General features: G+C 70.5%; 24 protein-coding genes and 1 pseudogene. 8 read left to right on the top strand and 17 right to left on the bottom strand.

Features of this window, described 5'->3' with window-relative positions; translation table 11 throughout:
• Window positions 1-65: 65 nt before the first annotated feature.
• From AZE13_RS20325 to AZE13_RS20315, 3 genes are all read right to left on the bottom strand, one after another.
• Window positions 66-536 carry a nuclear transport factor 2 family protein gene (locus AZE13_RS20325; RefSeq protein WP_066933700.1) on the bottom strand — a complete coding sequence of 157 codons (471 nt, stop codon included), beginning with the start codon at window positions 534-536 and terminating at the stop codon, window positions 66-68.
• A 5-nt stretch (window positions 537-541) separates the two neighbouring features.
• Window positions 542-1,492: a dihydropteroate synthase gene (gene folP / locus AZE13_RS20320; RefSeq protein ID WP_066933696.1), complete on the bottom strand. Its 951-nt coding sequence runs from the start codon at window positions 1,490-1,492 to the stop codon at window positions 542-544.
• Window positions 1,493-1,628: 136 nt separating this feature from the next.
• Window positions 1,629-3,485, bottom strand: coding sequence for a phosphatidylglycerol lysyltransferase domain-containing protein (locus tag AZE13_RS20315; RefSeq protein WP_066933693.1), 1,857 nt, complete (start codon window positions 3,483-3,485; stop codon window positions 1,629-1,631).
• Between the two features lie 141 nt (window positions 3,486-3,626).
• Here AZE13_RS20315 and AZE13_RS20310 point away from each other — a divergent pair, with 141 nt between their 5' ends.
• The gene (locus tag AZE13_RS20310; RefSeq protein WP_066933690.1) at window positions 3,627-4,742 is read left to right on the top strand and encodes an alpha/beta hydrolase; all 1,116 of its coding nucleotides are present in this window, start codon (window positions 3,627-3,629) and stop codon (window positions 4,740-4,742) included.
• 155 nt (window positions 4,743-4,897) lie between these two features.
• On the opposite strand, the gene folE is transcribed toward AZE13_RS20310, so the two are convergent.
• The 6 genes from folE to dacB all read right to left on the bottom strand — a co-directional run bounded on the left by folE (window position 4,898) and on the right by dacB (window position 12,814).
• Complete coding sequence (gene folE, locus AZE13_RS20305; protein WP_066933685.1) at window positions 4,898-5,503, bottom strand: GTP cyclohydrolase I FolE; 606 nt, start codon at window positions 5,501-5,503, stop codon at window positions 4,898-4,900.
• Window positions 5,504-5,651: 148 nt separating this feature from the next.
• Complete coding sequence (ftsH, locus tag AZE13_RS20300; RefSeq protein WP_066933682.1) at window positions 5,652-7,697, bottom strand: ATP-dependent zinc metalloprotease FtsH; 2,046 nt, start codon at window positions 7,695-7,697, stop codon at window positions 5,652-5,654.
• Window positions 7,698-7,932: 235 nt separating this feature from the next.
• A complete protein-coding gene (gene hpt / locus AZE13_RS20295; RefSeq protein ID WP_066933977.1) occupies window positions 7,933-8,472 on the bottom strand; it encodes a hypoxanthine phosphoribosyltransferase in 540 nt (179 codons plus the stop codon).
• A 118-nt stretch (window positions 8,473-8,590) separates the two neighbouring features.
• Window positions 8,591-9,598: a tRNA lysidine(34) synthetase TilS gene (tilS, locus tag AZE13_RS20290; RefSeq protein ID WP_066933679.1), complete on the bottom strand. Its 1,008-nt coding sequence runs from the start codon at window positions 9,596-9,598 to the stop codon at window positions 8,591-8,593.
• Between the two features lie 189 nt (window positions 9,599-9,787).
• The gene (locus AZE13_RS20285; protein ID WP_066933677.1) at window positions 9,788-10,972 is read right to left on the bottom strand and encodes a zinc-dependent metalloprotease; all 1,185 of its coding nucleotides are present in this window, start codon (window positions 10,970-10,972) and stop codon (window positions 9,788-9,790) included.
• A gap of 264 nt (window positions 10,973-11,236) precedes the next feature.
• Window positions 11,237-12,814 (bottom strand): D-alanyl-D-alanine carboxypeptidase/D-alanyl-D-alanine-endopeptidase, encoded by a 1,578-nt coding sequence (gene dacB / locus AZE13_RS20280; protein ID WP_066933674.1) that lies wholly within the window; start codon window positions 12,812-12,814, stop codon window positions 11,237-11,239.
• 86 nt (window positions 12,815-12,900) lie between these two features.
• Between dacB and AZE13_RS20275 the strand changes: the two genes are divergently transcribed.
• Window positions 12,901-13,392 carry an inorganic diphosphatase gene (locus AZE13_RS20275; protein ID WP_066933671.1) on the top strand — a complete coding sequence of 164 codons (492 nt, stop codon included), beginning with the start codon at window positions 12,901-12,903 and terminating at the stop codon, window positions 13,390-13,392.
• A gap of 171 nt (window positions 13,393-13,563) precedes the next feature.
• Here the strand turns inward: AZE13_RS20275 and AZE13_RS20270 are convergent, their stop codons facing one another.
• Window positions 13,564-15,270, bottom strand: coding sequence for a threonine/serine exporter ThrE family protein (locus tag AZE13_RS20270; protein WP_066933668.1), 1,707 nt, complete (start codon window positions 15,268-15,270; stop codon window positions 13,564-13,566).
• A gap of 202 nt (window positions 15,271-15,472) precedes the next feature.
• On the bottom strand, window positions 15,473-16,186 hold the full coding sequence (locus tag AZE13_RS20265) for a DedA family protein (protein WP_066933665.1): 714 nt from the start codon (window positions 16,184-16,186) through the stop codon (window positions 15,473-15,475).
• A 279-nt stretch (window positions 16,187-16,465) separates the two neighbouring features.
• Between AZE13_RS20265 and AZE13_RS20260 the strand changes: the two genes are divergently transcribed.
• Entirely contained in the window at window positions 16,466-16,834 is a 369-nt protein-coding gene (locus AZE13_RS20260; protein ID WP_066933662.1) for a YbjQ family protein, read from the top strand.
• 84 nt (window positions 16,835-16,918) lie between these two features.
• Here the strand turns inward: AZE13_RS20260 and AZE13_RS20255 are convergent, their stop codons facing one another.
• Window positions 16,919-17,677, bottom strand: coding sequence for a MerR family transcriptional regulator (locus AZE13_RS20255; protein WP_066933659.1), 759 nt, complete (start codon window positions 17,675-17,677; stop codon window positions 16,919-16,921).
• Between the two features lie 118 nt (window positions 17,678-17,795).
• On the opposite strand from AZE13_RS20255, the gene leuE reads away from it, so the two are divergent.
• On the top strand, window positions 17,796-18,527 hold the full coding sequence (leuE, locus tag AZE13_RS20250; RefSeq protein ID WP_066933657.1) for a leucine efflux protein LeuE: 732 nt from the start codon (window positions 17,796-17,798) through the stop codon (window positions 18,525-18,527).
• Between the two features lie 20 nt (window positions 18,528-18,547).
• Here leuE and AZE13_RS20245 read toward each other — a convergent pair whose 3' ends face one another.
• The 5 genes and pseudogenes from AZE13_RS20245 to AZE13_RS20220 form a co-directional block, all read right to left on the bottom strand.
• Entirely contained in the window at window positions 18,548-18,862 is a 315-nt protein-coding gene (locus AZE13_RS20245) for a MazG-like family protein (protein WP_066933653.1), read from the bottom strand.
• A 57-nt stretch (window positions 18,863-18,919) separates the two neighbouring features.
• A pseudogene (locus AZE13_RS20240) lies at window positions 18,920-19,759 on the bottom strand (methyltransferase domain-containing protein); the annotation flags it as partial.
• A 92-nt stretch (window positions 19,760-19,851) separates the two neighbouring features.
• Window positions 19,852-20,520 (bottom strand): hypothetical protein, encoded by a 669-nt coding sequence (locus tag AZE13_RS20235; protein WP_258527889.1) that lies wholly within the window; start codon window positions 20,518-20,520, stop codon window positions 19,852-19,854.
• Window positions 20,521-21,005: 485 nt separating this feature from the next.
• Window positions 21,006-21,359: a hypothetical protein gene (locus AZE13_RS20225; RefSeq protein ID WP_066933650.1), complete on the bottom strand. Its 354-nt coding sequence runs from the start codon at window positions 21,357-21,359 to the stop codon at window positions 21,006-21,008.
• Window positions 21,356-21,571: a hypothetical protein gene (locus AZE13_RS20220; RefSeq protein WP_066933648.1), complete on the bottom strand. Its 216-nt coding sequence runs from the start codon at window positions 21,569-21,571 to the stop codon at window positions 21,356-21,358. Before AZE13_RS20220 ends, AZE13_RS20225 begins: the two co-directional genes overlap by 4 nt.
• A 136-nt stretch (window positions 21,572-21,707) precedes the next feature.
• Between AZE13_RS20220 and AZE13_RS20215 the strand changes: the two genes are divergently transcribed.
• The 4 genes from AZE13_RS20215 to AZE13_RS20200 all read left to right on the top strand — a co-directional run bounded on the left by AZE13_RS20215 (window position 21,708) and on the right by AZE13_RS20200 (window position 23,719).
• Complete coding sequence (locus AZE13_RS20215; RefSeq protein ID WP_066933645.1) at window positions 21,708-22,565, top strand: helix-turn-helix domain-containing protein; 858 nt, start codon at window positions 21,708-21,710, stop codon at window positions 22,563-22,565.
• Window positions 22,546-22,767 carry a DUF397 domain-containing protein gene (locus AZE13_RS20210; RefSeq protein WP_066933641.1) on the top strand — a complete coding sequence of 74 codons (222 nt, stop codon included), beginning with the start codon at window positions 22,546-22,548 and terminating at the stop codon, window positions 22,765-22,767. The genes AZE13_RS20215 and AZE13_RS20210 overlap by 20 nt, the downstream gene beginning before the upstream one ends.
• Before the next feature lie 181 nt (window positions 22,768-22,948).
• Window positions 22,949-23,206 (top strand): hypothetical protein, encoded by a 258-nt coding sequence (locus AZE13_RS20205; RefSeq protein WP_147264689.1) that lies wholly within the window; start codon window positions 22,949-22,951, stop codon window positions 23,204-23,206.
• A gap of 123 nt (window positions 23,207-23,329) precedes the next feature.
• Window positions 23,330-23,719: a hypothetical protein gene (locus tag AZE13_RS20200; protein WP_066933635.1), complete on the top strand. Its 390-nt coding sequence runs from the start codon at window positions 23,330-23,332 to the stop codon at window positions 23,717-23,719.
• Window positions 23,720-23,836: the final 117 nt, after the last annotated feature.

Here is a 23,836-nt window from a genome sequence, read left to right as displayed (position 1 = left end):
CGTGAGACACCGGGCGCCGGTACCGGAGTGTTCACGAGCGGGGTGCCGGAGCGTTCACCAGAGGTTCAGAAGGCGCCCTCGTCCTCCCCGTCTCCCCCGTTCTCCTCCGCCTCGTCCTCCCGGTCCGCCAGCACCGGCGACCCGTGGTGCGCCCACACCCGCCAGCCGTCCTCCGTGCGCCGGAAGACATTGGTCGCGACGACGAGCTGGCCGATCAGCGGCCCCACCGAGCCGTCGTCCTCCGCGGGGCCGCCGCTGAGGATGTTCTCGGTGCAGGTCACCAGGGCGGTGTCGCCCATGACGTCGATCTCCACGTCGGTGAGGAAGAACTGGATGTACTCGGTGTTCGCCATGATCAGGGCGTACGAGCGGAGCACCTCGCCGCGCCCGCGCAACACCGGCCACCCGGGGTGGACCACGCTCACCTGACCGTCCAGCCACAGCTCGGACAGCGCCTCGTGATCGCCGCGCTCGATGGTCTCGTACAGGGTCGCGTTCGCCTGCTCGACCAGCTCGATGTCCGTCCGTGGGCCCAACCCGCTCACACCGTTCCCGTCGCGTTCGCCGCCGGCCCGCCCGGCCCGCCGGACGCGCCCGTCCCGCTCATCCCGCTCGTCCCAGCGGTAACGGCCGATGCCGCCGCCTCCTCCACGGCACGGGCCACCCGTACCGCGTCCGCGCTCGCCCTGACCTCGTGCACCCGCACCGCCCAGGCCCCCTCTCGCGCCACGATCGCCGATACCGCCGCCGTCGCGGCGTCCCGCTCCCGGGCCGGCGGCGGGGCGGTTTCCGCACCGCCCGCCAGCACCCTGCCCAGGAACCGTTTCCTCGAAGCGGCCACCAGCAGCGGCCGGCCCAGCGCCCGCAGCCGCGCCAGGCCGGCGACCAGCGCGAGGTCGTGCCCGGCCTCCTTGGCGAAGCCGAGGCCCGGATCGATGATGATGCGGTCCGGGCCCACGCCGCCGGCCACGGCGCGCTCCATGGACTGCCGGAGTTCGTCCAGCACCTCCGTGACCACGTCCCCGTAGACGGCGCGGTTGTTCATGTCGATCGACTGGCCGCGCCAGTGCATCACCACGAACGGGACCTGGTGGGCGGCCACCACCGGCACCATCGCCGGGTCGGCGGCGCCCCCGCTGACGTCGTTGACCAGCCGCGCCCCGGCCCGTACCGCCTGCTCGGCGACGGACGCGCGCATGGTGTCGACGGAGACCAGGGCGCCCGCCGCGGCCAGCTCCCGTACGACGGGGATGACCCGGCGCAGCTCCTCGGCCTCGTCCACCCGCGCCGCGCCCGGCCGGGTCGACTCGCCGCCCACGTCGACCAGATCGGCGCCCTGGGCCACCAGGTCGAGACCGTGTTTGACGGCGAGTTCGGTGTCGAACCACTCCCCGCCGTCGGAGAACGAATCGGGCGTCACATTCACGACGCCCATCACCGCGCAGCGGTCCCAGTCCGGCAGTCCGGCCACCCGGCCACGCAAGGTACTCATGGGACCAGCGTAGGCCGTGTGCCGACCGGCCGGATTGCCGCCTTCGCGTGCGGGGACGGGCCGGCCCGGGGTCCGTCCGACGGGCCCGGCCCTGCCCCATGGGGACCCGTTTGGATGGGCCCCGTTCGGAAAGGCCCTAAGCCGTCCGCTCGACCGCGCCGGCGGCCCGTACCGGCTCCGCCGGGTGCGCCGTGTGCGCGCACGGCCGCGGTTCGGCGGCCCGCCCGCCCCTCAGGAAGCGCGGCAGGCGCAGCTCCAGGTAGCCCTCGGCCTGCAGCGCCGCCAGGCCGATGCGCGGGATGTCGCGGCTGTTGCGGAAGACCACGAAGCGGGGCTCCCAGCGCGGCCGGAACTTGTCGTTGAACTTGTAGAGCGACTCGATCTGGTACCAACGGGACAGGAAGATCAGCATGCCCCGCCAGACCCGGATGACCGGCCCCGCGCCGAGCTTCTCGCCGCGCTCCAGGGAGGAGCGGAACACCGCGAAGTTCAGCGACACCTGCTTGATCCGGAGATCGGGCGCGGCCTGCAGCGTGGCGACGATCAGCAGCTCGTTCATACCGGGGTCGGCGCTGCGGTCGCGGCGCATCAGCTCCAGGGAGATGCCGCTGTCGCCCCACGGGACGAAGTGCTGCATCGCCTTGAGGTCCCCGTACGGGCCGGGCTCCTCGCCCTCGGTGGCCGGCAGATGCGCGGTGGCGATCACCGCGTCGCCGTCGGCCACCGCGTCGATCCGGCCCAGCGCCATGGAGAAGCCGCGCTCGGTGTCGGTGTCCCGCCAGGCGTCCGCGGCCCGCTGGATCCGCTCCAGCTCGGCCGGCTCCAGGTCGCGCACCCGCCGCACCCTGGTGGTGTAGCCGTTGCGCTCGATGCGCTTGACCATCTGCCGTACGTTGCGCATCGCGCGCCCGGTGAGGGTGAAGTCGGCGACGTCCACGATCGCCTCGTCGCCGAGCTCCAGGGCGTCCATCCCGGTCTCCCGGGTCCACACCTGGCCTCCGGTCTCGCTGCAGCCGGTGACGGCCGGCGTCCAGGAGTGCGCCCGGGCCTCCTCCATGAACCGCTCGATCGCGCCCGGCCAGGCCTCGACGTCGCCGATCGGATCGCCGCTGGCGAGCATCACACCGGAGATCACCCGGTAGCAGACCGCGGCCTTGCCGGACGGGGAGAAGACCACGCCCTTGTCACGGCGGAGCGCGAAGTAGCCGAGGGAGTCCCGGTCGCCGTGCCGGTCGAGCAGCTCGCGCAGCCGCCGCTCGTCGTCGTCGGTCAGCCGGGCCGCCGGGTGCTCGGGGCGGAAGGCGAGGTACGCGGTGGTGGCGACGGTCAGCAGGCCCAGCGCACCGAGGGAGTAGCCGACGGTGTAGTCGACGTGGTGGGTGTAGCCGACCGGGCCCTCGAAGCCGAACAGACCCCACAGCACATGCTCGGCGCGGTCCATGAAGGACGGCGAGCCGATGATCTTGTGGGGGTGGGAGCTGACGATCACCATGCCGATGGCGAAGCTCGCGCCGCCCAGGACGACGAAGTTGGCCACGGCCTTCCAGCGGCTCCGCGGGTCGGGCAGGGCGGCGAACTCCTTGCGGTGCCACACCAGGAACACCAGCAGCGCGAGCGAGAGCACCGCGCCCACCACGGAGTGGCGGTGCAGCAGCTGAGCGGCGAGACCGACGGGCAGCAGCGCCACGGCCGCCGTCCAGGCCCGCCGCTTGCGCCGTTTGAGGCCGTGGGCGAGCAGGAGCAGCAGGATGCCGACGACGAGGGAGGCGGCGGCCGCCAGCGGGCTGACCGCGCCCGGCAGCACCTCGGCGAGGGCGTGCACCCGGCTGTGCCGGAACCGCGGGAACACCCCGGCGACCAGGTTGAGCAGGCCGACGAGCACACCGGCCGTACCGACGAGACCCGGTACCCGCTCGGGGCGCGGGCCGCGGAGCCAGCGTGGCGGACGCCACGCAACCTTCTCCGACTTTCCGCCATCTAGCCTGTCAGACATCACTTTCCCGTCGCCCCGGTCGAGAGAACGTGCGAGCCTTGTCGCAGCGTCTGGACTTTTTGCGCCCTGTATGACGGCGTTTCAGGGCTCGGGGTTCCACTTGCGGTCCGGGTGAGCCGGCCGCCCGGAAGAAAGCACCTCATGGGTCTGACCAGCAAGAAAGTGCTGCTTCTTGCCGTCCTCGTCGCGGTGGCACTGTTCGTTCTGACGATTTGGCTCTGGCCACGCCTGTCCAAGAAGAGCTGGCGCGCCGTTCTCGGGCGCGTCGGCCTGCTGCTGGCGACCCAGCTCTCGATCTTCGCCGCGGTGGGGCTGGCCGCGAACCTCTCCTTCGGGTTCTACGCCTCCTGGGCCGACCTCTTCGGCCAGGAGCAGGAGCCGGGCGTGGTGAAGAACTACAAGTCCGGCCCGAACGGCACCAAGCTGCAGATGCTGGGCACCCAGCGGATCAGCGTCGAGAACGGGGCCCAGCCGGCGGTGGCGGGCCGGATCGACAAGGTGATGGTCCACGGCGAGCGTTCCAAGATCTCCAGCCCGGCATATGTCTATCTGCCGCCGCAGTACTTCCAGAAGGAGTACGCGGACAAGGAATTCCCGGCGTCGGTGGTCCTCACCGGATACCCCGGAACGGCCGAGGCGCTGTACAAGAAGCTGCACTTCCCGCAGACCCAGCACGGGCTGCTCAAAGAGGGCAAGATGAAGCCGACCGTGCTGGTGATGATGCGCCCGACCGTCGCTCCGCCCCGTGACACCGAGTGCATGGACATACCGAACGCGGAGCAGACCGAGACGTTCTTCACCAAGGACCTGCGCGCCGATATCTCCGGGCACTACCGAATAGGGAAGGAGTCCAAGAGCTGGGGCGTCATGGGTGACTCCACAGGCGGCTACTGCGCACTGAAGCTGACCATGCGCCACCCCGAGGCGTTCTCCACCGCGGTCTCCCTGTCCGGCGACTACAAGGCCCCGCGCGACGCCACCACCGGCGACCTCTTCGGCGGCAGCAAGCAGCTGGAGCGCGAGAACGACCTGCTCTGGCGCCAGCGCAACCTGCCCGCTCCCGCGGTGAACCTGCTGGTCACCAGCAGCAAGCAGGGCGAGAGCAACTACAAGAACACGCTGCGCTTCATCGAGCAGACCAAGTCCCCCACCAAGATCTCGTCGATCATCCTCGACAGCGGCGGCCACAACTTCAACACCTGGCGCCGCGAGATCCCGGCGGCCCTGCAGTGGCTGGGGGACCGCCTGACGGTCTGAACGAGCCGGCCGGCGGCCTGACGGGCCGGGACCGGCAATGTTGCGCCGCGGCGGGATTCCCGCCGCGGCTTTCGACTGTCCGCCCGCTGTCTGCCCGCGGCTGTCGACTGTCTGCCCGCGGCTGTCGGCTGTCCGCGCGCCGCCGGGGCCGGTCGTCAGCGCGCCAGTATCAGGCTCATCGCCTCGGCCCGCGTCGCCGCGTCCCGCAGCTGGCCGCGGACGGCCGAGGTCGTGGTCTTGGCACCGGGCTTCCGGACGCCCCGCATGGTCATGCACATGTGCTCGCACTCGATGACGACGATCACGCCGCGCGGCTCCAGGATCTCCATCAGGGAGTCCGCGATCTGCGTGGTCAGCCGCTCCTGGACCTGCGGGCGGCGGGCGAACACATCGACCAGCCGGGCCAGCTTGGACAGCCCGGTGATCTTCCCGTCGACGGACGGGATGTAGCCGACGTGCGCCACGCCGACGAACGGCACCAGGTGGTGCTCACAGCTGGAGACCAGCTCGATGTCCTTGACCAGCACCATCTCGTCGTGGCCCAGGTCGAAGGTGGTCGTCAGCACGTCCTCCGGCTTCTGCCACAGGCCGGCGAAGATCTCCTTGTAAGCCCGCGCCACCCGCGCCGGCGTCTCCAGCAGGCCCTCGCGGTCCGGGTCCTCGCCCACCGCGATCAGCAGCTCGCGGACCGCGTTCTCGGCGCGCTTCTCGTCGAACTCGCCGATCGGGCCGTCGACGGCCAGCGTCACAGGGTCGGTCATCTGGTGCCTCGTTCCTTCTGCGCCCGCGCGGTATCGCGGTGGAATCGCGGAATGCCGCGCCCCCCAGGCTAAACCTGGGGGGCGCGGCATGTATTCCGGGGGCCGGGCGCGGGCCGGCGGGGCCGGCTTCCGCCCGGGCCCGGCCGGGTCAGCTCTCCGTGCGCGGCTCCTCGGGGGCCTGCGCCTTCTCCGTGACGACCTTCTCCGGAGCCGCCTTCTCCGTGGAGACGGCGGTGGTCGCCGTCGTCACGGAGCCGTTGGCCGGAGCCAGCTCCCTCGGCGACAGCACCGGCGGGCGGCTGGAGGGCGTACGGCGCGACGAGCCGGTCCACGCCGGGCGGGCCGGGCGCCGGACCACGTGCTTGAACAGCTCGGCGATCTCCTCCTTGCCGAGGGTCTCCTTCTCCAGGAGCTCCAGCACGAGGTTGTCGAGGATGTCGCGGTTCTCGACCAGGATCTCCCACGCCTCGTTGTGCGCGGTCTCGATCAGCTTCTTGACCTCCTCGTCGACCAGTGCGGCGACCTCTTCCGAGTAGTCGCGCTGGTGACTCATCTCGCGGCCCAGGAAGGGCTCGGAGTTGTCGGAGCCGAACTTGATCGCGCCGAGCCGCTCGGTCATGCCGTACTGCGTGACCATCGCGCGGGCCGTGGCCGTCGCCTTCTCGATGTCGTTCGCGGCGCCGGTGGTCGGGTCGTGGAAGACCAGCTCCTCCGCCGCGCGGCCGCCCAGCATGTACGCCAGCTGGTCCAGCATCTCGTTGCGGGTGGTGGAGTACTTGTCCTCGTCCGGCAGGACCATGGTGTAGCCCAGGGCCCGGCCACGGGACAGGATGGTGATCTTGTGGACCGGGTCGGAGTTCGGGGAGGCCGCCGCGACCAGGGCGTGTCCGCCCTCGTGGTACGCGGTGATCTTCTTCTCCTTCTCGGACATGATCCGGGTCCGCTTCTGCGGGCCGGCCACGACGCGGTCGATCGCCTCGTCCAGGAACTTGTTGTCGATCAGCTTCTCGTCGCTGCGGGCCGTGAGCAGCGCGGCCTCGTTCAGGACGTTCGACAGATCGGCACCGGTGAAGCCGGGGGTGCGCTTGGCGACGGCCGAGAGGTCGACGTCCGGCGCGACCGGCTTGCCCTTCTGGTGGACCTTGAGGATCTCCAGCCGGCCCTGCAGGTCCGGACGGTCGACGGCGATCTGCCGGTCGAAGCGGCCGGGGCGCAGCAGCGCCGGGTCGAGGATGTCCGGGCGGTTCGTCGCGGCGATCAGGATCACGCCGCCCTTGACGTCGAAGCCGTCCATCTCGACCAGCAGCTGGTTGAGGGTCTGCTCACGCTCGTCGTGGCCGCCGCCCAGGCCCGCACCACGGTGCCGGCCGACCGCGTCGATCTCGTCGACGAAGACGATCGCCGGGGCGTTCGCCTTGGCCTGCTCGAACAGGTCACGGACACGGGAGGCGCCGACACCGACGAACATCTCGACGAAGTCGGAGCCGGAGATCGAGTAGAACGGGACGCCCGCCTCACCGGCGACGGCGCGCGCGAGCAGGGTCTTGCCCGTTCCGGGCGGGCCGTACAGCAGCACACCCTTGGGGATCTTGGCGCCGACGGCCTGGAACTTCGCCGGCTCCTGGAGGAACTCCTTGATCTCCTGGAGCTCCTCGACGGCCTCGTCCGACCCGGCGACGTCCGCGAAGGTCGTCTTGGGGGTGTCCTTGGTGATCAGCTTCGCCTTCGACTTGCCGAAGTTCATCACCCGGGAGCCGCCGCCCTGCGCCTGGTTCATCAGGAACAGGAAGACGACCACGATGAGGACGAACGGCACCAGGGAGATCAGCATCCCGATGAACGGGTTCTGCTTCTCCGGGGAGACGGTGTAGCCGTCCTTGATCTTGTCGGTCTCGTACTTGGCCTGCAGGCTCTTCGCCAGATCGACGCCCTGGTCGCCGATGTAGCTCGCCTGGATCTTGTTCGAGCCCTCGATCTTGTGCGAGCCGGACAGCTCGATCTTGATCTTGTTCTCGTCGCCGGTCGTCAGCTCGGCGGACTTCACCTGGTTCTCAGAGATCGCCTTGACGACCTGACCGGTGTCCACCGTCTTATAGCCGCCGGACGAGCCGACGACCTGCATCAACACGACCACGGCGAGGACGGCCAGCACGATCCACATAACCGGCCCACGGAAGTATCGCTTCACGTCCATCCATACGGAGCCGTGTGCGGCCCCGTCCCTCCTGCCACAGTGAGGCACAACGCCCTCGGGAGGGCTGGTCGTGCGTACGGTGTATTACTGGCCCGAAAGCAGACTGCCTTCGGACGGTACCCCAGCATTGTCACCCGGCGCCTGCGCCGAGAGAGAACATGCGGCCGGGATTCCCCTCCGCCTGCTCCAACGGCGGGAAGCCCCGAAGGGTTCCCGCCGGTCCGCTCCGGCCCCCTCAGCCGCCGTAGACCTGGGGCGCGAGGGTGCCGACGAAGGGGAGGTTGCGGTACTTCTCGGCGAAGTCGAGGCCGTAGCCCACGACGAACTCGTTGGGGATGTCGAAGCCGATCCACTTCACGTCGATGGCGACCTTGGCCGCGTCCGGCTTGCGCAGCAGCGTGCACACCTCCAGCGAGGCCGGCTCGCGCGAGCCGAGGTTCGACAGCAGCCACGACAGCGTCAGGCCGGAGTCGATGATGTCCTCGACGATCAGGACGTGCTTGCCCTTGATGTCGGTGTCCAGGTCCTTGAGGATGCGGACCACACCGGAGGACTGGGTGCCCGCGCCGTAGGAGGACACGGCCATCCAGTCCATCGTGACGGGGGTGGACAGCGCGCGCGCCAGGTCCGCCATCACCATCACCGCGCCCTTGAGGACACCGACGATGAGCAGGTCCTTGCCCGCGTACTCCGCGTCGATCTTCGCGGCCAGCTCGGCCAGCTTCGCGTCGATCTCTTCTTTGGTGATGAGGACCGACTGAAGGTCGGCGCCCATGTCCTTGTCGTCCACCCGTGCCACTCTCGCTCGGTTCGGTGTTCACGTCAGTCGGTGTTCACGTCGGTCGTGGTCCACGTCAGTCGTGAGACTTCAGATGCACGGCAGCGTCTGCGGCTCAGCCCTGCCGGATGACAAGTCTGCCACCCTGGCGGCGTACCCCGACGCGCCCGGGGAGATTGATGGCCCCCTGGCCGCGCCAGGCCGTGATCAGCCGGTCCACTTCCTCGATGTGGCGGGCGAAGAGCGAACCGGGCGGTGAACCGGCGGCGATGACCGCCCGGCGCAGCACCCGGCGGCGCACGGCGGACGGCAGGGCGAACAGGCCGGCGACGTCGAGGGTGCCGGCGTCGTCCAGAACCGTTCCCTCGGCCGCGACGGCCCAGGCGTCGAGCGCGTCGGCGTCGTCCCGGGAGAGCTGGGCCGTGCGGGCCAGCGCCTCGACGACGCCCTTGCCGAGCGCCTTCTCCAGGGCGGGCAGCCCCTCGTGGCGCAGCCGGGAGCGGGTGTACGCGGGATCGGAGTTGTGGGGGTCGTCCCAGACGGGCAGCGACTGGATCAGGCAGGCCTTGCGGGCGGTCTGGCGGTCCAGGTCCAGGAAGGGCCGGCGGTAGCGGCCGCTCGGTCCGCTGCTCGCGGCCATCCCGGACAGCGAGCGGGTGCCGGAGCCGCGGGCGAGGCCGAGGAGCACCGTTTCGGCCTGGTCGTCGCGGGTGTGGCCGAGGAGGACGGCGGCGGCGCCATGGCGCTCGGCGGCCGCGTCCAGAGCGGCGTAGCGGGCGTCCCGGGCGGCGGCCTCGGGCCCTCCGGCGCGGCCCACGCTGACGGACACGACCTCTACGGGGTCGAGCCGCAGGGCCCGCAGTCGCAGGGCGACCTCGGCGGCACGGAGGTCGGAGCCCTCCTGAAGCCCGTGGTCGACGGTGACGCCCCCGGCCCGGACGCCCAGCTTGGGGGCCTCGAACGCGAGAGCGGAGGCGAGCGCCATCGAATCGGCGCCGCCGGAGCACGCGGCGAGCACGAGCGGGGGCTCGTGCCGGTCCTGTGCGCAGTGGTGGTTGAGCACGTCGTGGAGTACGCGGCGGACCGCCAGGCGTATCGCGGCGACCGCTGGATGGGGACCCATGTCCGTTTCCAATCGTTCAGCTGGGAGCCTCGGGCCGGTGAGGCCCGTCGTCACACAGAGTGCCTAGATGGTGACAGAGGCGAGCGGTTCCCCGAGCATTGCACGCCTATCCATCGACAACGGTCCCTCAGACGGGTGAATGAAGGGGCGCTCTTCTGCCGTGCGGCGTGCCCAGCTCACGACGTTCCCCTACGGTGCCCCGTCCGCTTTGCGGTGCACCCGCGCGATCCAGTCCGCCGGTTTGGCGATCTCTTGTTTGGTGGGGAGAGTGTTCGGCGACGTCCACACCCGGTTGAAGCCGTCCATGCCCACCTCCTCGACGACGGACCGGACGAACCGCTCGCCGTCGCGGTACTGCCGCAGCTTGGCGTCCAGCCCGAGCAGTTTACGCAGCGCCAGGTCGAGCCGTCCGGCACCGCTGGCCCGGCGCTTCTGGAACTTCTCCCGGATCTCCGCGACCGACGGCACGACATCCGGACCCACGCCGTCCATCACGTAGTCGGCGTGCCCCTCCAGCAGGGACATCACCGCCGTCAGCCGCCCGAGGATCTCCCGCTGCGCCGGCGTCTGCACCAGATCCACGATCGACCGGCTGCCGTCCTCGCCCTCCTCCCCCTCGGGCTTCGCCCCGGCCAGCGACTGGGCGGCCTCCCGCAGCCGCTCCAGGAGCGTCCCCGGATCGATGTCGGTCTCCGCGAGGAACGACTGGATCTCCCCCTCGACGTGGTCCCGCAGCCAGGGCACGGCCGTGAACTGGGTCCGGTGGGTCTCCTCGTGCAGGCACACCCACAGCCGGAAGTCGTGCGGCGCCACCTCCAGCTCGCGCTCGACGTGGACGATATTCGGCGCCACCAGCAGCAGCCGCCCGCCCTGTGCCCCGGCCGGCAGGTCCCGGGACGGCGGGGCGAAGGTCTCGTACTGGCCCAGCACCCGCGACGCCAGGAACGACAGCAGCATCCCCAGCTCCACGCCGGTCACCTTGCCGCCGACCGCGCCGAGCACCGCGCCCCCGGGCACCGCCGCGCGCCGGTCCTCCATCTTGGCCAGCAGCGGCTTGAGCACCGCCCGGAACCCGGCGACATTGGCCCTGATCCAGCCGGGCCGGTCCACGACCAGGACCGGTGTGTCGTGCGGTGCGCCCTCCGGCGGACCGCCGCCCGTCGCACCGGGCCGCTCCTCACCCGTCGCACCGGGCTGCGCCATCCGCGTGAACGCGCGCACGTGCTCCTCGGACGACTTGGCGTGCCGCCGCAGCTCGGCGACGATCGCCCGCGCCTCGTCCCGGCTCACCTCCGGCCCCGGCCGCACGAACCGCGTCGCGGTCGCGACCGCGAGATTCCAGTCGACCATCTCGGTCCCACCGATGCTCGTCATGGCTTCACGGTACGTGGGCGCCCCGCCCGGGAACAGCCGCCCACGTAGTCGCTGCGTAGTCGCTGCGCTTGGCTTGCTTCCCACGTTGTCGTCTGCGGCGCCGTACCTTCCGTTTCGCCGTTGCGCCTGCGGCGGGCGTGGGTGGGTCGGGTGCGGGGCCGCGCCTCCGGACTGGCGTCCTGCGGAGCGGCCCCTCCCGGGAGTGGGAGGAAAAAACCCTGAGTGGGGGTGGAGGGAGTGGTCCGCTGCCCGTACGGAGAAGAGCTACCGGCAGCCGCAGTTCGCCACGGCGGAGGCCAGCTTGTCCAGGGCCTCCTGCGCGCCCTCCGCGCCCTCCGTCCCCGAGGTCATGAACGAGAAGGCCAGGAGGCGGCCGTCGGCGTCGACGACGGTGCCGGCCAGCGTGTTCACACCGGTGAGCGTGCCCGTCTTGGCGCGTACGGTGCCGGCGCCGGCGCTCTCGCCCGCGTAGCGGCGGCTGAGCGTGCCGGTGAAGGCGGCCACCGGGAGCCCGGTGACCACCGGACGCAGCGCAGGGCGGCCGGGCGCCGCGGCCTCCAGCAGGAGGCGGGAGAGGAGCGCGGCGGAGACCTTGTCCTTGCGGTCCAGGCCGCTGCCGTCGGCGAAGACCGCGCCGGTCAGCGGCAGCCGGAGGCGTTCGAGGGCGGTGCGCACGGCCCTGGCCGCGCCGGCGAAGCTGGCCGGCTGACGTGCGGCGAGCGCGGTCTGGCGGGCCAGCGCCTCGGCGATGTCGTTGTCGGAGTAGGTGAGCATCCGCTCCACGAGGGAGGAGACGGGGAGCGAGCGGACGACCGCGATCCGCTCACCGGCGCCCTTCGGCGCCGAGGCCGGGGCGGGGGCGCCGTCCACCGTGATGCCGCGCTCGCCGAGCAGCTCGGCGAAGGTCGCGGCCGCGGCGCGGGCCGGATCGGACTCGCGGGGCGCGGTCCCGTGCTCGCTGCCGTCGAGGCGGGCCTCGTCGACCATCAGGGCGGTGACCGGGGCGATGTTCTCGTTCGGGCCGATGGAGTGCTCCACCGGGCCCGAGTACGCGGAGGTGTCGTAGCCGAGGCTGATCCGGCCGACGTGGCGCCGGGCCAGCGCGCGGGCGGTGTCGTCGGCCAGGGCACGCAGGCTCGCGGGCTGCTCCTCGCCGCTCCGCTTCGGGGCGCGCGCGGTGAGCGTCGGGTCCCCGCCGCCGACGAGCACGAGGCGGTCCGCACCGGCCATGACGACGGTGGTCTCGATGCGGTGGTCGGGGCCGCGGGCGGCGAGCGCGGCGACGCCGGTGGCGAGCTTGACCGTGGAGGCCGGGGTGACGGCGGTGCCCTGGCCGGCGCCGAAGATCTCCCGGCCGGCCGCGACGTCGATGACCGAGGCGGTGCGCACCGGCCCCAGCGCCGGGTCCTTCAGGAGCGGTTCGAGGGCGTCGGCCAGCCCCGCAGCGGTGGGGGCGGGCGCCGCACCCCGGCCCCCGGCACCGGCTGCCCGCCCGCCGAGCGCGGGCAGCACGGGCGGGGCGCTGGGCCCACTCCCGGGATCCGCGGCGTGATGCTCGCCACTGGCGCCGTCCATCACCGCCGCTGCCGCCCGTTCCGCCCTACGCTGGCCGGAGTCCCACGGGCCGGCCGCCGCCACCGCGACGAGCGCCACCGCCAGGCCGGTGGCCGCGGAGACCACCGTCAGCCGCCAGGTCTGCCGGGTGTGACGCGGTGCGGCCCGCCAGGCCTGCCGTGCCGAGGCGGCCGCCGTACGGGCGGTGCGCCCCGCCGCATGCGTCGCCGTCCGCGCGGATCGGTGCACCGACTGCCATCTGACCTGCCACTTTCCGGTCTCCGGCACCTCGGACCAGCCCCTTTCGCGACCACACACCTGCGTGAGGGACACTTAATCACCAGAACTATGTGCTGATCATGGAGGAGCCACCCGTGGAGTTCGACGTCACCATCGAGATCCCGAAGGGGTCGCGGAACAAGTACGAGGTCGACCACGAGACCGGTCGGATCCGCCTGGACCGTCGACTCTTCACCTCGACCAGCTACCCGGCCGACTACGGCTTCGTGGAGAACACCCTGGGCGAGGACGGCGACCCGCTGGACGCGCTGGTCATCCTCGACGAGCCGACGTTCCCCGGCTGTCTCATCAAGTGCCGCGCCATCGGCATGTTCCGGATGACCGACGAGGCCGGCGGCGACGACAAGCTGCTGTGTGTCCCGGCGTCCGACCCGCGGGTGGAGCACCTCCGCGACATCCACCACGTGTCGGAGTTCGACCGCCTGGAGATCCAGCACTTCTTCGAGGTCTACAAGGACCTGGAGCCCGGTAAGTCCGTCGAGGGCGCCAACTGGGTCGGCCGCACGGACGCCGAGGCCGAGATCGAGCACTCGTACAAGCGCTTCGAGGCGCAGGGCGGTCACTGACCTCTGACCTCGAAGAGGTCTCTGACGGTCTGAAGCGCGCACCGGCGCACTGATCGACACGCTGAATGACGCGCTGATTTTCGTACGCGAACGGGCGGCACCCAGTCAGGTGCCGCCCGTCGTGCATCCGGGGCCCAGGGGTCCCGCAGGTCCCGCGGGTCCCGCGGGCAGCTAGAACCCGCGCGTGCGCTTCGCCGCGCGCCGGGCGCCCTCCCCCACGGGCGCGTGCAGGAACAGCCGCGCGACCTCGGCACCGAGGTTGACCCCGACCGCGATGGCCAGCGCCAGCGAGGCGGCCGTCACCAGGGACGCGAGGCCCTGCGGCAAGTGCCCCTGGGCGAAGTTGAGCAGGCCGAAGTAGGTGGCGCTACCGGGCAGCAGCGGGCCGATCGCGGCGGTGACGTACGGCAGCGCCGACGCGTAGCGGTACCGGGAGAGCAACTGGCCGAAGAGGCCGACCAGTCCGGCCGCGATGGCGGTGGACGGCACCGGGTTGAGGCCGACGACGTTGGCCAGGGCCCCGTACACCACCCAGGCCACCCCGCCGTTCAGCGTCGCGAATGCCACGGTGTGACGTTCCTGCTGAAGCAGCACACAGAACGCCAGCGCCAGCAGCATGGCGGCGGTGATCTGCACCAGCGGCTCGTTGTACGACGGCAGCGCCTGCTCCGGGCTGAGCCCCTTGCCCTTGAGGTCGGGATTCAGCCGCAGCCCGATGTAGAGCACGCTGAGCACGCCGACGACGATGCCGACGATGAGGTAGCCGACCTCCAGCAGCCGGGCGGCGGCGGTGATGTAGTAGCCCGTCAGCCCGTCGTGCACCCCGGCGACCAGCGCCCGCCCCGGGATCAGCGCGAACAGCCCACCGGTGATCACCGCGGACGCCTGCACCTCGGCGTGCGCCGCGGCGAGGGCGATACCGACCGCCGCGGGCGGCATCGCGGCGACCACGAACTGGTAGAACTCCGGCAGCCCCCGCCCGGACGCCAGCCACGCCAGCCGGTCGCCGAGGATCGAGCCCACCGCGGCCGCGATGAACACCGGCAGCCCGCCGCCGACCAGCATCGACGCGGCGCCGGAGAGCAGCCCGGAGGCCAGCGTCAGCGCCCAGCTCGGGTAGGGGTGGCGGTTCCGCCGGATCGCGGCGAGGCCGCGGTAGGCCTCTTCGAGGGTGATGCCCTCGGTGGCGATCTCGTCGATGAGCCGGAAGACCGCGGACAGCCGGGTGTAGTCGGCACCGCGGCGCCGCACCGTCCGGCTGGCCGTGACCGGGTCGTCGATCAGCGACGGCTGGTACGAGATCGACAGCAGGGTGAAGGTGGCCGTCGGCTCGACCCGCTCCAGCCCGTAGGCGTGCGCGACCCCGAACATCGCGGCCTCGACGTCCTCCGCGCCCTCGCCGCCGGCCAGCAGGATCTCGCCGATGCGGAGCGTCAGGTCGAGCACCCGCGGCACGGCCGGGCCGGTCTCCTCCTCCTCGGCCGCCCGCCGCTCGGGCACCGGCCGCTCCCCCACCGGCATCCGCAGCATCGTCCGCATCCGGTCCTGCCACGGGGCTTCCTTGGTCAGGCGGATGGCCGGTATGCCGTGCGGCGGGGTGAACGCCGTGCTCATGGCCGTGGCACCGACGGGCGCCGGCAGCGGGGTCTGTCCCGTGGTGCTGCCGGGCGGCACGAACGCGGAACCCTCCTCCTCGGCCGGCGCCTCCGGGCGCACACCAGCGGGGAGGGCGAACTCGGAGGTCGGGTGCTCGTCCTCGGGAAGCGGCGGGCAGGGGACACCGAGCGGCGGGGTGAAGGCCGAGTGCGCCTCGTCCGAAGACGGCTTACGGTCCTCCGGCCCGCCACCCGACTCCGGTGCATGCGGATCCGACGCCACGGGTTGTCGCTCCTGCTCTTCGAGGGCCTCCTGAGGGTGGTTCACACACACGATGCCCGATGCCGCAACACCGTGCGCACCCGGGGCACACCTTCCCCGGGCTCCCGCGACCACTCACTCCGGCCCCCACGGGCCCCCACCGGCCCCGCCCACGGCGGACCGTCGGCCCGGCGCGGGCGTCAGCGCCTGTCCCGGCGCGGCGTCAGCGCTTGGCGTGGCGCCCGCGCCGTACGGGCTCCTGGGCGGGGGCGGGGGCCCCCGCCGCGGCCGCCGGACCCGCCTTCTTCGCCTTGCCGCGGGCCCGCAGGTACTCGATGACGACCGGCACCACGGAGATCACCACGATCCCCACGAGGATGAACTCGATGTTCTTGTGGACGAACTCGATGTTGCCCAGCGCGGCGCCCAGCAGCGTGACCCCCGCGCCCCACAGCAGACCGCCGACGACGTTGAAGGTGATGAAGGAGCGGTAGTTCATCCGGCTCACGCCCGCGATGATCGGCGTGAACGTCCGCACGATCGGCACGAACCGGGCCAGGATCAGCGACTTCGGGCCGTGCTTGTCGAAGAAGACCTGGGCCTTCTCGACGTTCTCCTGCTTGAACAGCCGCGAATCGGGCCGCTTGAAGAGCGACGGGCCGACCTTGCGGCCGAAGAGATAGCCGACCTGATCGCCCACGATGGCGGCCAGCACCACCAGGGTGCACACCAGCCACAGCGGCTTGTCGATCTTGCCCGCCGTCACCAGCAGGCCGGTGGTGAACAGCAGCGAGTCACCCGGCAGGAAGAAGCCGATCAGCAGTCCGGACTCCGCGAAGACGACGAGCACCACGCCGATCAGGCCGAAGGTCGTGATCCAGTAGTTCGCGTCCAGCAACTGGGTCAGCCACTGGGGGCCGAGCGCGAGAGTATTCACGGGGTGAAGGCTCCTGGGTCGAGGGCGCCGGATCGTGCGGCCGGATCATGCGCACGGGGGTCACGAGGGTCACGAAAGGGGTGCAGGCGCGGTTGCGGCCCAAAACTATCAACGCCGGATGCCCCCGTTCGGTTCCAACCGGTCCCCGGGCCACCACCCGACCGCTCCCCGACCGCTGGCCGTACTCCCCGAACCGGGTGATGCTGGCCACAAGGGGACGCAAGGCGTCCCCACAAGGGACACGACGCGGCACCCGGCCTCACAAGGAGGTGCAACCCCGTGGGCATCGAGGAGTACGGCGGCGGACAGCACGAGAGCTCCGACGTCCTCGTCGTGACGACGAACGACGTACCCGGCTTCTACGTGCAGAAAGTGATCGGCGAGGTCTTCGGCCTGACCGTCCGCTCCCGGCACCTCGGCAGCCAGATCGGCGCGGGCCTGAAGTCACTGGTCGGCGGCGAGCTGCGAGGGCTGACCAAGACCCTCGTCCAGACCCGTAACCAGGCGATGGAACGACTGGTGGACCAGGCCCGCTCGCGCGGTGCCAACGCGGTGCTGATGTTCCGCTTCGACGTCACGGAAGCCGCGGACGTCGGCACCGAGGTATGCGCGTACGGCACCGCGGTGGTACTGGCCCCGCGGTCCTGACCCACGGTCGCAAGACCGGACCCGGGACCGCGGAGCCATCCCCCGTACCACGACGCCCTCACCGGCTTACCGGGCAGCGTCCCCCTACACGTGCCGCGCCGCGTTGGCGAGGATCGCCTCCTTCAGGTAGCCGGCCAGGCCGGGCTTGATCTTGTCGTAGGTGGCGGTGAAGCGCTCGTCCGCGACGTACATCTCGCCGAGACACGTGTGCAGCTCATAACCGCACTCGTAGAAGTTCCCGCAGATGTGCTGCCGGTGCCGCTCCGCCAGCTCCATCGCCGCCTCCGAGTCCGCGGCGGACCCGGCCTCCATCAGGGCGACGAACCCGCCGTTGATCTCCTCCGCCTCGGCCTGGATCCGCAGCCAGTCCTCCTTGGTGTACGAGGCGGTCCTGCGCTGCGACTCCCGGTACGCGTCGGTGTCGCCCCAGCGCTCCCGGACCTCGTCCTCGTACTGCTCGGGGTCGTGCTCCCCGAAGACCTCGAACTTCTCCTCAGCCGTGAGCCGAATGCCCATTTTCCGTGCCTCCATGGCATGTTCGACGGCCTCGGCCATCCTCTCCAACTTCGCGATCCGGCCGGTCAGCAGCTCGTGCTGCCGCCGCAGGTGCTCCTGCGGGTCCACGTCCGGGTCGTCGAGCAGGGCCGCGACCTCCTCGAGCGGAAAGCCGAGCTCCCGGTAGAACAGAATCTGCTGCAACCGGTCCAGATCGTCGTCGCTGTAACGCCGGTGCCCCGCATGGCTGCGTTCACCGGGCTGCAACAGCCCGATCTCGTCGTAATGGTGCAAGGTACGCACCGTCACCCCGGCGAGAGCCGCGACCTGTCCTACCGAATAGCTCATTTCCGTCCGCTCCCTTCTCGGTACGCCCTCCACGATGTGTCCTCACGCCACGTGAGGTGCAAGTCCGTATCCCGAAACGCCAGGGAACGGACCGGCCGAGGATGGAATCCTGCCGCTCATGCTGGGGATAACGGATCTGCCCACGTATCTGGTGGGACTGGCCCTGATCATTCTGCTGCCGGGCCCGAACTCGCTGTACGTCGTCTCGGTGGCGGCCCGGCGCGGACCCCGGGTGGCGTACCGCGCGGCGGCCGGTGTGCTGTGCGGTGACGCGGCGCTGATGACGCTCTCGGCGGGCGGCGTCGCCTCGCTCCTCCAGACCACCCCGCTGCTCTTCACCCTCGTCAAATTCGCCGGTGCCGGCTATCTGACCTGGCTCGCGATCGGCATGCTGCGCGGCGCCCGGACACTGTGGCGTAGCCGGGCGGCCACCCGCACGCCCGAGCCGACGAACGGCACAACGGCGAACAGCGCGGCGACCAACGGTGCGGCGGAGAACAGCGCGGCGGCGAACGGCGCGGCCGAGGCCCCGAAGGGGAAGCCCGCCGAGCGGCCGTTCCGCCGGGCCCTGGTGGTCAGCCTGCTCAACCCCAAGGCGATCCTCTTCTTCATCTCCTTCTTCGTCCAGTTCGTGGACCCGTCCTACGCCCACCCCGCCCTGTCGTTCCTGGCCCTGGGCGCCTGGGCCCAGCTCTTCAGCTTCACGTACCTCTCGGTCCTGATCTTCAGCGGCACATTCCTGGCGGCAACCTTCCGCCGCCGCCGACGCCTGACCGCCGGCCTCTCCGCAGGCGCCGGCGCGGCATTCCTCGGCTTCGCGGCAAAGCTGTCCCTGGCAAGCGCCGGCTGACGAGGCGGGGCGGGGCGAAGTCAGCCGCCCAGAGACCGCTCGGCAATACGGTCAAGACGCTCGGCAAACACCTTCTCGGCATCCGGGCTGATCGTCTTCAGCGCGACCATGCCCGTCAGGATCACGTCGCAGAGCTCCGCCCGCACGTCGTCCCACGTATGACTGTTGCCCTTACGCGGATTGGACCCCATCACGCCATGCACGGCCTCGGCGACCTCACCCGCCTCCTCGCTGATCTTGAGCACCCGCAGCAAACGCGCCACCTCGGGCGAAACTCCACTCTCCGCATCAAGCCACTCGACAAGCCGCTCAACGGTCTTCCATGTGTCGTGCATGCGTGAGGCGCTCCAGTTCTGTACAGCACTGCTTGGTGAGGGAAATGAACGAGCCCATCAGGGGCGGGGCAGTACCAGGCCGGGCATTCGCGGGTGCCGCAGGTACTGCCCGCTGTCGTCCACGTGCAGGGTGAATGTCCCCGGCTCCGGACGACCGGCGGCGTCATAGGCGTCCAGAACACACTCGACGCGTTCCCACAGCCTCACCGGGCCGCCCTCACGTACGGCCCAACTGCCCTCCTCGAGCAAGAGGGTGGAGACCGAGCCAGTAACGACATCTACCAGGTGCACGGCCTCGCTGCCGGTGACCACCTGCGCACCAGGCACCGCGCACTGGGCGAGGAACCGCGAGTGGAAGGCTTCCTCGCTCGCGGCCGTGATCCGCTCCGGGGTGTGCCTGGCTGTACGCGGCTTCTCCGGCAGGCCCGCTGCCCAGTGGGCGGGGTTGCCGAACGCCGGCGCCGCATGCGTCCGGGCCGACATGAACGACACGGTGCCGGGCAGCAGGGGTCCCCCGGCGGTGCCGTCCTCGGCAACGGTCAGCAGCACGCGCGCATAGCCGTAGAGCCAGCCCGAGAGAGTGAGCAGAATCTTTCCTCCCGGCCGGGCTTGCGCGAGGAGGCCCGGAGGCACGGCACGGAAGGAGCAGGCGGCCACAATCCGGTCGAAGGGCGCCTCGGGCCAGTACCCGTACAGCCCGTCCGCCACCGCCAGGGTCGGCGTGTACCCGCAGCCGTGCAGCGCGCTCGCGGCCGTCTCCAGCCGGTAGGGGTCGACCTCGATCGACGTGACGTCGGCGGAGCCGAGCCGTTCGCACGCGAGGGCGGTCGAGTAGCCCGTCCCCGTGCCGATCTCCAGCAGCGTGTGCCCTTCGCGGAGATCGGCATCAGCCCACAGCAGCCGCCTGCCAAGCCGGATCGGCGAGGACGCCGTCTGCGGTGAGGGTCTTCGTCATCGTCTGGCGCAGCCGCGCTGCGTCGGCCTCAAGGTCAACGGGCACGGTCATGTCCTGCCGTTTCCTTCCTGCTCAGGATGTCGGCGAACGCATTGGTGATGGCCTGTGCGTCCGGGAGCCAGCCCCATTGCCCGTTAGGGTTGCACTCGATCGCGGTCCAGTGCTCCGGGGCATCCCCGTCACCGGTGAGGGCGAAGGCGAAGACACGGCGGCCGACCACGGTGACCCGTACGTCGCCGGTCTTGGGTATCTCGGCTTGGAACAGGTGCGCGGTTACCGCAACGGAGCCGTCGAAGTCGTCGGGTTCGACGCGTTGGGCCCAGATCGCTCCGATGTGCCCGTCCTCGCTGCGCGGCAGGCCGCGGAACGTCTTGTAGATGATGTGCTCGTGATCGGCGGCGAACTTCCGCGCGGCCTGGACGTCATTGGCCACCAGGGTCGGTGGGATCTGAAGACCGACCTCGGCGAACCGCTGGAGCTGGACGGGCTTGAAATCGGCTTGGGGCACGGCGTACGGATGGTTGACGTACAGCACGCCGTGGAGGGCGTTCAGGATGCCGCCGAGTCCGCGCCTCGCCTCGGCGGCGGCGAAGTCGCGCTGCTGCGCGGGCAGATGTCCGAAACGGGCGGCGTAGGGGGTGGGACGGCGGTAGTACACCGCCGTCACCTCCCCCAGCTCCACCTCCCGGCTCGCCGTACGCAAGTGCGTTCAACGCGGCGATGCCCCAGTCCGCGGTGACGTCTTCCAGCGCGGTGACGACCAGGGCGGTGGAGGCCATCAGCTCAGTCCGACTCGTAGTCGGTGGTGTGGTCGTCATGGCTCCCAGTCGCCACGGTCGACGACCTACGGGCCCGGAAAAGAAAGCCTGGGTCTTTCAACTGCCCACCATCGCGGACTGACACCATTGCGGCCATGGGCAAACACTCCCGGCCTGGGCCGCCGAACCAGCCCTCCCGTGCGACCCCGCGCGTCGACCCGGACGACCCGCTGTCGCCCTACGAGAAACGTCTACCGGCGTCACCGCCCGCTGTACGGCGGCGGCAGCCACCTCCGCCCCGACGAGCCCCGCGCGCTGGAGGAGTGGACGGCTTCACCTTCACCCCGGCCGGGACGGCGCCCAACCTCGCCACAGCCCAACGATGGGTCGACGAGATGACGCCCGGCGAGTCCGCACACTGATCACGGGCTCAGCGGCGCCCGCCCCCGCCGGACGACCACCCGTTGAGCCTTCGGACCCGTTCCTCCAGTTCCCGCCGCCGGGCGTCCTGATCCGCAGGGCTCTGCCACACGTCCATGGCATCCATTGCATTCATTACGTCCATGGCGGCGACATACGGCCGGACGAGACGGCTGTCCTCGCCCCGCGACAGGAGCAGCCCGGTCGGCACCCGCTGCACGTACACCAGGCGCCGCCTCGGCGGACCCTCCTCACGCCAGGCGGTGGCGGAGAGGACGCCGGCCCCGGCCGCCCGATGACCGCCCCTCGCGGGGAACAGCCAACGCAGCAGGGTTTCAAGGACCGTTCGGGCAATGCCGGTCATGCGGCGGCCGCCGCCTTACGGAGCACCTCGGCGAGCTTGCGGGCGGTGGCGGCGTTGCAGTTACCGAGGGCGACGAGCGGAGCGTAACTGCCCGCGAAGCTCGTCAGATCGACTCCCAGCGACGGCAGCGTGATGCCGTGCTCCTTCAGCGCGGTACGCAGCTCTTCGGCGCTGTCGTGTGCGTTGCCAGGGGTGGGGTGGTGAACGGCCATGAGCGCTACGCCTTCCTTTACGCATTGCAGTGAACCACTCACAGAGTGACGTGACGCCACGTAGCGTGAAAGGGATTCGAGCTCCCGGCCGCGGAGTGCGGAACGGGGCAAGGCGGTTGTGGAACGGCGGTGAGCCATGGTGCGGCGCAAGGACATCGATGGGTCGGAGAGCGTCCCTTGCTTCTACGGCAAGGAGTTGCGCTGGAAGCGGGAGCAAGCGGGCCTCACGCTCCAGCAGTTGGTGGAGGGCAGCTTCTACGGCCTGAGCCACCTCAGCGAGATCGAGCGGGGCGAGCGGCGGATGCCGGCGGATCTGGCCGAGCACGTGGACAAGGTGCTGAAGACGGACGGATTCTTCGGGCGGTGCTGCGAGGACGCGCGGAAGGCGAAGCGGAGGGGCCACGCCGCCTACTTCGAGCACATCCTGGAGGCGGAGCAGCGCGCGAAGACCATCGAGGACTGGTGCCCCACCCTCATCCCTGGCCTGTTGCAGACCCCGGCGTACGCGCAGGCAGTCGTGCGGGCCGAGTATCCGCTGAAGCTCGACGCGGAAGTAGAGGAGGCGGCCGATGCCCGAACGGCACGATCCGCCCTCTTCGAGAAGGATCACAAGACCCCCATGTACTGGGCGATCCTGCCCGAATATGTATGGCGCTGCCCCATCCTCCCTCCGGCGGAGATGGCCGATCAGCTCGACCACATTGCGGAGCTGGCGAGGCGCCGACGGATCGTTCCACAGATCATTCCGTGGAACTGCGGACCGTATCCCCTCATGATGGTGGGCCTGACAAAGATCATGACCTTCTCCGACGCCCCGCCACTGGTCTACTTGGAGTCGCAGCACAGCGGCGTCACTCTCGACGATCCGGCCCTCGTGGAGGAGTACCGCAAGTCGTACGATCTGCTCAGGGCCACCGCACTGCCGCCTGTGGCGTCCCTGACGATGATCGAGGCAGCGGCAGAGGATTACCGAAATGGCAAGCAGCCACATTGACTTGAGCGCCGCCGTCTGGCGCAAGAGCAGTTACAGCAACAGCTCCGGCGGCGACTGCGTAGAGGTCGTCGACAACCTCCCCGGCATCGTCCCCGTCCGCGACAGCAAAGACCCCCACGGCCCGGCGATCGTCTTCCCCGCCGCCGCCTGGTCCTCCTTCGTCTCCGCCGTCAAGAACGCCGACGCCCCGGGCCTCGTATGACCCTGGTATGACCCTGGCGTGATGCCGCCATCCGGGCGACCTGCCCCTGGCACGTGCGGGCCGGGGCGCGGACAATGGCCTCCGTGCCGTCACGGGGGCCACACGCATGTCCGTCGCACCCCCAGGAGGACCACATGTCGTGCAACAAGTGCGGACAACAGATGGTGCGGGGACCGGGAGGATGGTGGCGATGCTACGGGTGCGGGAACAGCATGCCGGGAGCCTTTCCTGTCCCCAGTGCGGCAGCGATCTGGTAGCCGCGTCCCCTGACTGGTGGCGCTGCCTGGCCGAACGGTGCTCGTACGAGCTGACCGCCGAGGCGTACAGCCTCTACGCCACACTGTCGGAGCTGTTCGAGCGCGACCCGGACGCCTTCTTCCAGGCCGTACGGGCGCACCGCGACGAACTGCGGGCGCTGGAGCCGGCCTGGATGCGCTGAGCCGCCGCTTCCCCTCCCGTACGTCCCGTACATGGCGTACGGGACGTATGTCCCTCCATGGGAACTTTAGGATTGGCGGTGCCCCGAAGGGGCGACACCCGCCCACCCTTGAGGGAGAGACCGTTGCACGCGCCGCACATATCCACAGACACCTGGTGGCTCATCGCCGCCGCGGCGACGGCGGTGTCCCTGGCCGTCTGCGTGCCCCTCATGCCCACGGCCGGCGCCAAGAAGATCATGGCAATCCTCCCCGCCTTCTTTGCGCTGATAGCGGTGCTCACCGCTATCAGCAGGCATCCGCTCACCCTCGACCAAACACTCGGCCTCTACTCGGCCTCTATCCTCATTCCCCCACTCGGCATGGCCGGGCACCGCAAGGAACTGCAGAAAATGGCGAGGAAAACCCGCCTCTTCGGAGACACTTCCCTGCCGTCCATGAATTTCTGCATGCAGATGTGCACCGCGGTCGTCCTCATGCTGGGCACCTGGGTCGCGTGGTGCATGCACACCTGAGACCCCGGCGGGGCGCTCGGAGTCGTACGCCCACTGCTTCCCTCCCCCGGCCGTACTGGACACGCCAAGCGCCTTTTACGCCCGTATTGTCGGGTTCCAGGAGGGAGGTGCGCAGCA

Origin of the sequence: Streptomyces sp. NBRC 110611 (assembly GCF_001590865.1) — a bacterium.
Lineage (GTDB): Bacteria > Actinomycetota > Actinomycetes > Streptomycetales > Streptomycetaceae > Streptomyces.
The sequence above is the reverse complement of the archived record's forward strand: the minus strand, read 5'-3'. Positions and strand labels throughout refer to the sequence as shown.